This window comes from Phocaeicola coprocola (assembly GCF_041333015.1).
In the GTDB taxonomy this organism is placed as follows: Bacteria; Bacteroidota; Bacteroidia; order Bacteroidales; family Bacteroidaceae; genus Phocaeicola; species Phocaeicola coprocola.
On sequence record NZ_JBGKGM010000001.1, the window covers coordinates 821,343 to 833,483 of the forward strand.

The 12,141-nt window shown below is 40.0% G+C and carries 8 protein-coding genes; 3 read left to right on the forward strand and 5 right to left on the reverse strand.

Features of this window, described 5'->3' with window-relative positions; genetic code table 11:
* The 3 genes from ACDG22_RS03470 to ACDG22_RS03480 form a co-directional block, all read right to left on the reverse strand.
* Nucleotides 1-1,158: a glycosyltransferase gene (locus tag ACDG22_RS03470; protein WP_270230308.1), complete on the reverse strand. Its 1,158-nt coding sequence runs from the start codon at nucleotides 1,156-1,158 to the stop codon at nucleotides 1-3.
* Nucleotides 1,159-1,176: 18 nt separating this feature from the next.
* Nucleotides 1,177-2,346 carry a glycosyltransferase gene (locus ACDG22_RS03475; RefSeq protein ID WP_270230307.1) on the reverse strand — a complete coding sequence of 390 codons (1,170 nt, stop codon included), beginning with the start codon at nucleotides 2,344-2,346 and terminating at the stop codon, nucleotides 1,177-1,179.
* 417 nt (nucleotides 2,347-2,763) lie between these two features.
* Nucleotides 2,764-4,596: an ABC transporter ATP-binding protein gene (locus ACDG22_RS03480; protein ID WP_270230306.1), complete on the reverse strand. Its 1,833-nt coding sequence runs from the start codon at nucleotides 4,594-4,596 to the stop codon at nucleotides 2,764-2,766.
* 131 nt (nucleotides 4,597-4,727) lie between these two features.
* On the opposite strand from ACDG22_RS03480, the gene ACDG22_RS03485 reads away from it, so the two are divergent.
* Both ACDG22_RS03485 and ACDG22_RS03490 read left to right on the forward strand, forming a co-directional pair.
* Nucleotides 4,728-5,642: a lysophospholipid acyltransferase family protein gene (locus ACDG22_RS03485; protein ID WP_270230305.1), complete on the forward strand. Its 915-nt coding sequence runs from the start codon at nucleotides 4,728-4,730 to the stop codon at nucleotides 5,640-5,642.
* A gap of 5 nt (nucleotides 5,643-5,647) precedes the next feature.
* On the forward strand, nucleotides 5,648-6,358 hold the full coding sequence (locus ACDG22_RS03490; protein ID WP_270230304.1) for a glycosyltransferase family 32 protein: 711 nt from the start codon (nucleotides 5,648-5,650) through the stop codon (nucleotides 6,356-6,358).
* A gap of 170 nt (nucleotides 6,359-6,528) precedes the next feature.
* Here ACDG22_RS03490 and ACDG22_RS03495 read toward each other — a convergent pair whose 3' ends face one another.
* Nucleotides 6,529-7,890, reverse strand: a complete 1,362-nt coding sequence (locus ACDG22_RS03495; RefSeq protein ID WP_270230303.1) for a purple acid phosphatase family protein — start codon at nucleotides 7,888-7,890, stop codon at nucleotides 6,529-6,531.
* A gap of 161 nt (nucleotides 7,891-8,051) precedes the next feature.
* Between ACDG22_RS03495 and ACDG22_RS03500 the strand changes: the two genes are divergently transcribed.
* Nucleotides 8,052-10,016 carry an LTA synthase family protein gene (locus ACDG22_RS03500; RefSeq protein ID WP_270230302.1) on the forward strand — a complete coding sequence of 655 codons (1,965 nt, stop codon included), beginning with the start codon at nucleotides 8,052-8,054 and terminating at the stop codon, nucleotides 10,014-10,016.
* Nucleotides 10,017-10,284: 268 nt separating this feature from the next.
* Here ACDG22_RS03500 and typA read toward each other — a convergent pair whose 3' ends face one another.
* On the reverse strand, nucleotides 10,285-12,087 hold the full coding sequence (gene typA, locus ACDG22_RS03505) for a translational GTPase TypA (protein WP_270212189.1): 1,803 nt from the start codon (nucleotides 12,085-12,087) through the stop codon (nucleotides 10,285-10,287).
* Between the last annotated feature and the right edge of the window lie 54 nt (nucleotides 12,088-12,141).

A 12,141-nucleotide genomic window follows, 5' to 3' on the forward strand; every position in this document is an offset into this window, starting at 1 on the left:
TTATTTTACTTCTAATAAGTTATTAAACAGATTTAGCCATTTTTTCCCTACAAGCTCGGGAGAATAAGTAAGAACTTTTTTCAGTACGTTTTTTCGGATTTCTTCCATTAATTGTGGGTTATTGATTAATTCAGTTAATTCTTTTGCAAATGCATTTATATCTCCGTTGGGAACGAGGATACCATTTACCTTATTGGGACCTAAAATAGCTTCTATGCCAGCACAACAATTAAAAGAAATAGGTATGACTCCATTTGCTTGAGCTTCAGTTAAACATAATGGCCATCCTTCAAATGTGGAAGTTAAACAAAGAATAGAAGCGTTTCTATAATAGATATCTACATCAGGTATATAACCTATAAATTTTATTCTTTCTAATTTCCATTTTTTTGCTAATAATTCTAATATATTCCGCTCTGGACCATCACCTATAATAATAAGTTCCCATTCAGGAATTTCTTTATATATTTTTTTCCAAATAGACAATAAACGATCTACTCTTTTATGAGGGTAAGAGAGTCTGCCTGAATATATAATTTGTTTCTTTTTGTTCAAATTGGGATTTGAGCGAGGATATTCTGGATTTGTGATTACATGAATACGTTTATCATCTTTAAAATAAGTTGCTAATTGTTTTTTATATGCATCACATAATACTGTCAAAGCATCTATGTTATCATACATTGCTTTGTATCGAGTTATATATTTTTTGTTGTAAGATTTTAGAAAGTAATAATTAATGTATGTAAATGTATATCTGATAAACTCCCATATGGAAAAACGGCTTTTTCCTTTTCTCCTGTAATAACGATCGATAGACTCCCACATAGGTACATTATGTAAAGCTCGGATAACTTTACATTGGGTTTGTTCTTTGATGCTTTGGTAGAGAAGAAGGTCGAGAGACTGTCCTACAAATATATCAATTTGATAGTCATTAATAAATTTTATGATGTGGTTTATATATGCTTTCTTATTTTTTGAAGATTTAGGTACTATTTCTATTGCCTTCAAATGTTTGAAAGAAGCAACATGAAGTTTGGGGGTCAGGACATATACCTCATACCCCTTATTATAAACATAGTTTGCAATGTCTAAAGTTATTCTTTCTGCTCCTCCAAAGGGGAATGCGTCATGATAAAATAGTACTTTATTCATAAGAAATTAAACAGATGATTAATTATTACTATTCTCTAATAAGGTATTAAACAGGTTTAGCCATTTTTCCCCTACAAGTTCGGGAGAATAAGTAAGAACTTTTTTCAGTACGTTTTTTCGGATTTCTTCCATTAATTGTGGGTTATTGATTAATTCAATTAATTCTTTTGCAAATGCATTTATATCTCCGTCAGGGACGAGGATACCATTTACCTTATTGGGACCTAAAATAGCTTCTATGCCAGCGCAACAATTAAAAGAAATAGGTATAACCCCATTTGCTTGAGCTTCTGTTAAACATAATGGCCATCCTTCAAATGTAGAAGTTAAGCAGAGAATTGATGCATCTTTATAATAATTATCTACATGAGGAGTGTATCCAATAAAGTAAATTCTTTCTAAATCCCATTTTTTTGCTAAACGTTCCAAGTTATTTCTTTCTGGTCCATCGCCTACAATAACAAGTTCCCAATCAGGAATTTTTTCGTATATTTTTTTCCAAATAGTAAGTAAACGATCTACTCTTTTATGAGAGTATAAAAGTCTGCCAGAGTATATAATTTGTTTTTTCTTGTCTAAATTAGGATTTAAACGAGGGTATTCAGGGTTTGTTATCACATGAATACGTTTATCATCTTCGAAATAAGTAGCTAATTGTTTTTTATATGCATCACATAATACAGTTAATGCATCTACGTTTTGGTACATTTGTTTGTATATTGCAATGTATTTTTTGTCGCATTTTTTGAAAAGGTGATAATCTAAATTGGTTAATGTGTACCATTTTAGGGATTTCCAAATTGAATGACGACTTTTTTCTTTTCGTTTATAATAACGATCAATAGCCTCCCATAACGGAACATTATGGAGAGCATAAATAATTTTACATTGAGTTCGTTTTTTTACTTCATAGAGGAACTGCGTATTAAGTTCTAAAGTAATAAATATATCAATGTGATTCTCTTTGATAAATTGAATTATAAAATTAGTTGTGTTTTGTTCTGTGTGTGGTATTTGTTTTGTTACTTCTACAGCCTTTATATGGTTTGATGTATGTGGGTTGAGATTTGAGGTTATGACATAAACTTCGTAACCTTTATCATAGATATAATTCGCTATATCTATAGTTATTCTTTCTCCTCCTCCATAAGGGAATGCATTGTGATAAAATGCAACTTTTTTATTCATAGGTTTGTAGGAAATAATGTATTATTATGATATTATGAATTTACAAATTTAGGGAATAATATTCCCTTTTTTTTGTTTTATATATTATTTAACATTGCTTCTTCTGTAGTATTTCGTTTAAGGAAGGTTTATGATTGATTTTTGTTTCAGAGCTTGTAAATATAAATTACATATTCCATTCTAAGGTAAATTTTTTTTTATTGTTTTGGCTATAATGTCCTTTTTATATTTAATTATTAGAAAATTTCAGCATGTTTTTCTAAAAACATCCTCATCTTTTTTTATTTTTTGTACAAATCCATAGAACCTATTGTACAAAAAAGAAGTAAAATTTGTAGAGAAAAAAATAAAAGGTCTTGTACTTTTCTTTTTTATACAAGACCTTTTGGTATATTATGCGTTTGGTATGGTAAGAATCTACAGAGCCTGCATATCGTTCAAACGTTTATAGTAACCGTTTTTCTGAAGCAGCTCTTCGTGTTTGCCGCTTTCTACGATACGGCCTTCATAGAGTACATAAATGCAGTCGGCATTCTTGATAGTCGACAAGCGATGTGCGATAGCAATAGTAGTGCGGGTCTTCATCAAACGTTCCAAAGCTTCTTGTACCAGACGTTCACTTTCTGTATCAAGGGCAGAAGTAGCTTCGTCCAGAATCAAGATGGCCGGGTTTTTCAAGATGGCACGGGCTATCGAGATACGCTGACGCTGTCCTCCTGAAAGACGGCAGCCGCGGTCGCCAATGTTGGTGTCGTAGCCTTTTTCACTTTCCATAATGAAATCGTGGGCATTGGCTATCTTGGCAGCGGCAACGACTTGTTCCATGGTGGCATTGTCTACACCGAAAGCAATGTTGTTGAAGAAACTGTCGTTGAACAGGATGGCTTCCTGATTTACATTACCTATCAGTCCGCGGAGGTCTTTTACTACCAGATCTTTAATATTTTTTCCGTCTATCAGAATTTCACCAGCCTGCACATCGTGAAAGCGGGGAACTAAATCGACTAGTGTTGACTTTCCTGAACCACTTTGTCCTACCAATGCAATAGTCTGTCCTTTGCGTACTTTCAGGCTGACGTCGTGGAGTACTTCGTGTGTGCCGTAGCTGAACGATATATTGCGGAACTCCAATCCTTCTTTCATCTCGCTGATATGTTCGGCATCGGTGCGTTCTGTAATGTTGTTTGGAGCTTTCAGAATCTTGTCTACACGTTCCATTGAAGCGAGCCCCTTCGGGATATTGTAACTTGCCTTGGAGAAATCTTTCAACGGGTTGATGATGCTGTAAAGTATCACCATATAGAAAATAAAGGTAGAAGCGTTGATGGTAGAGTTAGCACTTAGAATCAGTGAACCACCAAACCAAAGTACAAGTACGATGAGTACGGTTCCCAAGAACTCGCTCATCGGGTGGGCAAGACTCTGGCGCATAGCTACACGATTGGTCGCGTCGCGGAATTCGTTGCTACACTTCACGAAACGGTTTATCATTTTTTCTTCAGCAATAAATGCCTTGATGATACGCATGCCGCCCAATGTTTCTTCCAGCTGCGACATGGTTTCACTCCATTTGTTCTGGGCTTCGAGTGACTGGCGTTTCAGTTTACGTCCTACACGTCCCATGATCCATCCCATAACTGGCAGCACGATGATGGTAAACAGGGTAAGTTGCCAGCTGGTTACGATCAGGGTGGCGAAATAAGAGATGATAAGAATCGGGTTTTTCAACAGCATGTCGAGTGAGCTGGTGATGGAGTTTTCTATTTCGCCAACGTCGCCGCTCATACGGGCGATGATGTCACCTTTTCGTTCGTCAGATAGGAAGCTGAGTGGGAGGTACATTACCTTTGAATAAACCATGATGCGGATATCGCGTACTACACCGGTACGAAGCGGAATCATGATGGCTGTAGAACCGAAATAGCATGCGGTTTTCAGCAGGGTCATTCCTGCAAGGAAAAGTCCCAGCCAGAGTAAAGTAGTGGCAGGGCCGAATATTTCTATCAATTCGGATACGTAATAATAGAAATTATTTACGGCAACGTCTTTCAGCTCTCCGCTTCCCCATTCCATAAAATGATATACTTTTTCTGACTCTCCAGTCTTGAACAGGATATTCAATATCGGAATAAGCAGAGAAAAAGAGAAAACATTGAATACAGCGGATAGCAGGTTGAGACCTACAGCTCCGACTACATATTTCTTGTAGGGCGAAATGAACCGCCGCATCATTTGGAAAAATTCTTTCATGCAGGAAATACTTCTGTTATAATAAATATAGTGCACAAAGATAGTGTAATTTATTGTTTTCTTTGATACAAAGAGGGGGCTTTTGCATATTATTTTATAAATTTGCAATTTAACAGAAACATGGCAATTCAATGAAATTCATATATTATCTGGTTTTTTTCTTCTGGTATCTGCTCTCTTTGCTGCCATTGAGGGTACTCTATTTCATATCCGACCTGCTGTTTGTACCGTTGTTTTACGGATTGAAATACCGTCGGGATATCGTACACCGAAATATAGCCGGCTCATTTCCGGAAAAGACCGAAGAAGAGATTCTGAAAATAGAAAAAGAGTTTTATCATTTTTTCTGCGATTATGTAGTAGAAACCATCAAGTTGTTTTCGATGTCGAAAAAGCAGATGATGAAGCGTATGACTTTTAGCGGACTGGATGAGGTGCGGGAAACATTGGGAAGAGAAAATAAAAAATGCTGCTTTCTTTATTTGGGACATTACTGTAACTGGGAGTATGTGGCTTCTTTACAATATTGGCTGCCCGAAATACATTGTGGACAGATTTATCATCCTTTATATAACAAGGCTTTCGATAAATTGTTTCTCCGGCTTCGCGGACAGTTCGGCGGTGAGTCTATTCCGATGAAGGAGACGTTACGCCGGCTGGTTACACTCAGCAGAGGAGAAAAGAAAGTGATGATAGGCTTTATTTCCGACCAGGCGCCTGGATGGGAAGGGATGAGCCACTGGACAAAGTTTTTTAACCGGGATACTGCTTTCTTTCAAGGAACGGAACGCATAGGGCGCCGGCTGGATGCTGCCGTTTACTACCTGAAAGTAACACGGGTAAAGCGCGGATACTATCATGCTTCTTTCGAACTGCTGACCTTGCATCCTGCCGAATTGCCTGAGTATCGGCTGACGGATATGTACTCGGAACATCTGGAGCAACAGATAAAGGAAGCTCCTGCGTATTGGCTGTGGAGTCATAACCGATGGAAACGGACAAAAGAAGAATGGTTGAAAATGTCGTGGAACACTCAAAATTCGTAGATATCATGCCCCCGAAAATTATTCATTTATGTTGGTTCAGTAAGGATCCTTATCCGCTGGAAATCAAGATTTGCCTGGCAAGCTGGAAGCGTGTTCTTCCTGATTATAAGGTACGTGTCTGGACGTACGAGGATGCAAAGGCTATCGGTTGTAAATATATAGACCAGGCGCTGTCGGTCAGAAAATGGGCATTTGCGGCAGATGTAGTCCGTTTTTATGCTGTATATAAAGAAGGTGGCGTGTATATGGACAGTGATATTTATCTGCGTAAGCGTTTCGACCGGTTTATTCCTGAAACCGGATGTGCTACGTTTAATGAGCGGTGGGAAGAAGGAGAAACCGATTATGGTATTCAGGCCGCGTTCTTTATCGGTTCAAAGGGAAATGATTTCTGTAAGGAGGTCTTTGAGTATTATCAGGAACGGGACTTTATCCGTCCTGACGGTTCGCTGGACCAGACGGTTTCTCCGTATATCATGCGAAGTGTTGCCGAACGCAGGGGATATGTCTGCAAGGAGGAGGAACAGCATTTGGATGGTATACATATATATCCTACTCATTGGTTGTCGCCAAGAAGCCGCTTCAAGCATAGTCCGGATGCTTTTGGGGAACATCGGGTGTACGGAAGCTGGCGTGACCATAAGTTTGGCAGGAAACTGGAACGTTCGTTCAAGCATTTCTGTAATGCGGTAAGATTTTATCTGCTCGGCAAATAAGTTTTATACTGGATATATCCGCTTTTGGTGGTTCATGATTGCTATTACGTTGGTAGGGATTCTGCTTCAGTTGAAACTGGAAAATCAAAAGAAAGGATAATTGCTTAATATAAGATGGAAAAAGGATTTATGACATTTCAAAAGTCATAAATCCTTTTTTCATCTTATATTTATTGGATACCTTTCCGCTGTTTGTATTCATCGATTCGCTTCTGGAAGGCTTCTTCTTTTTTTCCGCCGTTGGAATGGAATATCAGTGCTTCGGGAATCTCTTTTCCACGGTCTTCCAGTCGGGATTTTCCGGTTTTATCTTTTATTATATCGACAGCATCGTATAAGTCGTTGGTCGTGGCATCGTAGGCGTTCATGGTGAGGGTGTCGCCATGTACACGGATTTGCTGATAGTAACGGCTACCTGTTCCGAACTTGTCGAACCGCTTGTCGAACTCAATGTAGTAGTTTTTGGGTGAGCAGTGACTGACTGTATAAACAGGTGCTTGGGCTTCTCCATTTTCACCGTGGGCAGTCATACGGGCATAAGCGTGTTCGTGTCCTTGCAGTACGAGATCGACTCCATATTCCTCAACCAGCGGGTTGAACATGGTACGTTGAAACAGGTTGTTCATACTGCCTTTAATGGAGTATAGCGGATGATGAAGTACGACGATCTTCCATCGTGCATTGCTTTTCTTGAGCTGTTCTTCTAACCATTTTTTCTGAGTCCACAGGTAGAAGAACTCGCGGTTACTGTCGAGACAGAAGATTTGCATGTCGTTATACTTCAGAGTATATACTTGATTTTCGCCTACCATTGAGTCGAGATAGTATGAAAATACCAGTGAGAAGCGGCGTTCCAGTTTGCGAATGATGTATTTCAGGTATTCGTGGTTTCCTGTAACGGTGATGACAGGGTATTGTTGTCCGATGGAATCCAGCCCGCGATATGTTTCTTCCCAGCGTTGTTCAGTTGGACGTTCGGTCAGATCGCCTCCGAACACAAAAAACTCTGTATCGGGATGACGTTGCAATGCTTCACGGAAAAAATGGTTTGCTTTCCCGTTGATGCTGTCTTGCACATCGCCTACATACATGAATGAATAATCGTTGCGGGTAGACTGATTGTATGTACGGAAGCTATACCAGGATGAGGTCTTGCCTTCATTACAAACGCGGTAAGTATAATAGCGGTCAGGTTGTAAGGTACGGAGTTTGGCAACGTAGTATGCTGCCTTTCCGCTACGTGACTGGAAAATTTCTCCTTGTGCATCGATTTGTATGGTATCTTTCGAAAGTGTATCTACCAATTCGACATGCGACGGTACGACTATAGAGTCGTACTGCCAGCTGATATTGCGCGACAGTTCGTTTTCATCGCCGAAAGTGAGTAGTACTCGTCCGGGTTCTGACTGCGGTGCATAAGGAAGTTCTGCTTCGTTGTGGAACCATGCGCTCCAGCGTGAATTGATCCACAGTGCGAGTGCCGCGATGACAATCAATGTGATGCTAAGTCGGATGATAGTTTTCTTTTTCATGTTGTAACAGATTGTTATTCGGTTACAAAGATAGAAAATGGTACTTTAAATTTCTTATATTGTGTTCTGTTTTACAGAAAAGTTATTTTAAAATAAGGTCTTGAGAGGGTTTGGAAAATAATCGTTAACTTTGTCGCTCTTAACCTCCAAAAACATTGGCAATGAAAAAAGAATTGTTTTCGAATGTCTTTTCCTTGATATGGAATTTGTTCATTATCTATGTGTGTTATTCGCTTTGCCGTTTGACTTTTTTGCTTGAGAATTTCCGTCTGTTCAGTGAGAACTTGACAGGAGAATATGCGCTGAATATGTTCGGAGCAGGTATTATTTTCGATACGACGGCCATTTTGTATAGCAATGCCTTGTTTATTTTATTGTTTCTGCTGCCGTTTCATTGGAAAGAGAATGCTACCTTTTATAAGGTTGTCCGCTGGATTTTTACGGTAGTCAATGGCTTTTTCCTGATATCGAATCTGGTAGACTGTGTGTATTTCCGTTTTTCCGGACGGCGTACTACCATGAGTGTCTTTCAGGAATTTAGCAATGAGGGTGGGGGTAATCTGGCTTCTATCTTCATGGATGAGTTTATTTCGCACTGGTATCTGGTGGTATTGGCGGCAGTGTTCTGTTATGCTATTTATAAATTGTATCGGGCACCACGGAATATTCCGGTATATAGCAAGTGGCAATATTATCTGATACAGACCGTTACTTTGCTGGTTGCCATACCGTTTACAGTATTTGGTATGCGTGGAGGTATGACAACTGCTACACGTCCGATTACCATTAGTAATGCCAATCAGTATGTCGACCGGCCGCTGGATGCGGGGGTGGTGCTGAATACACCGTTTTCTATTTTCCGTACACTCGGGAAAAAGGCTTTTATTGTTCCCGACTATATGCCCGAAAGTGAAGCACTTGCCGTATATTCTCCGGTACATGTTCCTGCCGATTCAGTACAGTTCAAGCCGATGAATGTGGTTGTGATTATTTGGGAAAGCTTTACGAAAGAATTTGTAGGCAAGCTGAATCCTGATCTGGATAACGGGACATATAAGGGTTATACACCGTTTATCGATTCACTGTTGACAAAGAGTCTGAGTTTTACATATACTTATGCCAACGGGCGAAAGAGTATCGAGGGAATGCCTTCGGTCTTGTCGTCCATACCGAGTTTTGTTGAGCCGTTCTTCCTTACACCGGCTTCGCTGAACGATGTATCCAGCATTGCAGGTGAGCTGACTAAGAACAAAGGATATTATTCGGCTTTCTTCCATGGGGCTATGAACGGTTCGATGGGATTTCAGGCCTTTGCTCGTTCAGTAGGATTTACTGATTATTACGGACGTACGGAGTATAATGAAGATCCTCGCTATCACGGTGATGATGATTTCGACGGTACATGGGCTATCTGGGACGAAGAGTTTCTGCAATACTATTGTGATAAGATGACAGAATTTAAGCAGCCGTTTGTTACTTCCGTATTTACGGCAAGTTCACATCATCCGTTTGCAATACCAGCATGTTATGAAGGAAAGTTTCCAGACGGACCAACTCCGCTTCAGCGTTGTATCGGCTACACGGATCATGCCTTGCAGCTCTTTTTTGAGAAAGCTTCCCGTCAGCCTTGGTTCAATAATACATTGTTTGTGATAACTGCCGATCATACCAGCTTTGGTACATATCCAGAGTATATGACCGACTTGGGTTTGTATAGTGTTCCTATCTTGTTTTATGCTCCCGGTATGCCGGAACTTCGCGGTATGGAGGACAAGATTGTCGAGCAGATAGATATTATGCCGACTGTACTGGGATTGCTGGGTTATGATCGCCCATATATCAGTTTCGGACAGGATGCACTCCAAACTCCGGCTGCTGAGAAATTCTCAGTGAATAATGTAATGGGTACAAATGTCTATCAGTTTGTAAAGGGAGATTACATGATTCAGTTCGATGGAGAGAAAGTGCTGAAAGCTTATCGTTACCGTACCGACCGTTTACTGAAAGATGATGTGAAGGATACCATGCCTCAGGACACACTTCGGGCTATGGAAACACAAGTGAAATCGTTTATCCAGCAGTATATGCAACGTATGAACTCGAATGATCTGGTTTACAGAGAGTAAGTTCGCTTTGTGTCAAACTCTGCAAAGAATATAATAATTTTCTATAACTATTGCTTATGGTTGTTGCTCTATTTTGAAAAAGAATGGAGTGAAACTCTCCTTCTTTTAATGGACGAAAGGTTTTAATAGTTAGCTATATATAAAACAGCCCTGTCAGATTCAGCTTTTAAAGTGAATGACAGGGCTGTTTTATATATAGTTAAATCTAAAATCAGATTAAAAGTTTATTTTCTGAAGTTGAAATTTAGCTTTTATTCTGTATTCTTTATCAGTTCTTATTTGCGCGCTTACGTTCTGTTTCATCCAGAATGACTTTACGCATACGCATGCTCTTTGGAGTTACTTCTACATATTCGTCTTCTTTGATGTATTCCAAAGCTTCTTCCAGTGAGAAGATTACCGGAGGAATGATACGAGCTTTATCATCCGATCCGGAAGCACGCATGTTTGTCAGTTTCTTCGATTTGGTAACGTTGATGACAAGGTCGTTTTCGTGAACATGTTCTCCTACTACCTGACCAGCATATACTTCATCCTGCGGGTAAATAAAGAATTTTCCACGGTCTTGCAGCTTGTCGATAGCATAAGCAAACGCTGTTCCGCTTTCCATTGCAATCATAGAACCATTAGTACGGCGAGGAATTTCACCCTTATATGGCTGATATTCTTTAAAGCGGTGAGCCATGATAGCTTCTCCCTGTGAAGCTGTCAGTACATTGGTACGCAGACCGATGATACCACGTGAAGGCATGTCGAATTCGATGTTTACGCGGTCACCCTGAGTTTCCATAGAAACCATTTCACCTTTACGGCGTGTTACCATATCAATCATCTTGCTGGCAAACTCTTCGGGTACGCTGATGGTCAGTTCTTCAATCGGTTCGCATTTTACACCGTCTATTTCTTTGAAGATAACCTGAGGCTGTCCTACCTGAAGTTCGTATCCTTCGCGGCGCATGGTTTCAATCAATACAGACAAGTGCAATACACCACGTCCGGAAACAATCCATTTTCCATCTTCATTTTCTGTCTTGCGTACACGTAATGCCAAGTTCTTGTCAAGCTCTTTCATCAGGCGGTCGTGGATGTGACGTGAAGTAACAAACTTACCTTCCTTGCCAAAGAACGGAGAATCGTTGATAGTGAACAGCATACTCATGGTCGGTTCATCGATAGCAATAGGTGGCAGTGGTTCCGGATTTTCAAAATCGCAGATAGTATCACCGATTTCGAATCCTTCTATACCGATAAGTGCACAGATATCACCTGAAGAAACTGATTCTACCTTTTTGCGGCCCAATCCTTCGAAAGTGTGAACTTCCTTGATCTTAGATTTCACCATTGTTCCGTCACGTTTAGTCAATGTGATATTCATGCCTTCGCGAAGTGTTCCGCGATGTACACGACCTACGGCTATACGTCCGGTATATGAAGAATAATCAAGAGAGGTAATCAGCATTTGTGGAGTACCATCCAATTGATGAGGAGCCGGTATATATTTAACGATAGCATCCAATAATGGAGTAATAGTGCCGGTAGGAGTTTTCCAGTCTTCGCCCATCCAGTTATTCTTTGCAGAACCGTAAAGAACAGGGAAGTCAAGCTGGTCTTCTGTAGCGTTGAGGCTGAACATCAGGTCGAATACCATTTCGTAAACTTCTTCCGGACGGCAGTTTGGCTTATCTACCTTGTTGACAACAACAATAGGTTTCAATCCGATCTGTAAAGCCTTTTGCAATACAAAGCGTGTCTGTGGCATCGGACCTTCGAACGCATCAACCAGCAGGATGCATCCGTCTGCCATGTTCAAAACTCGTTCTACTTCTCCACCGAAGTCGGCGTGTCCCGGAGTATCGATAATGTTGATTTTTGTACCGTTGTAATTGATGGATACGTTTTTAGAAAGGATAGTTATACCTCTTTCACGTTCCAGATCATTGTTATCCAGTACCAATTCGCCATTGGTTTGGTCATTGCGGAATAAGTGTCCCGCCAGCATCATTTTGTCCACCAGTGTAGTTTTTCCGTGGTCTACGTGGGCAATAATGGCAATGTTTCTAATATCTTGCATACTATACCTATAATTTGGTTGCAAATTTACTACTTTTTTATTGAACGCAAAAAC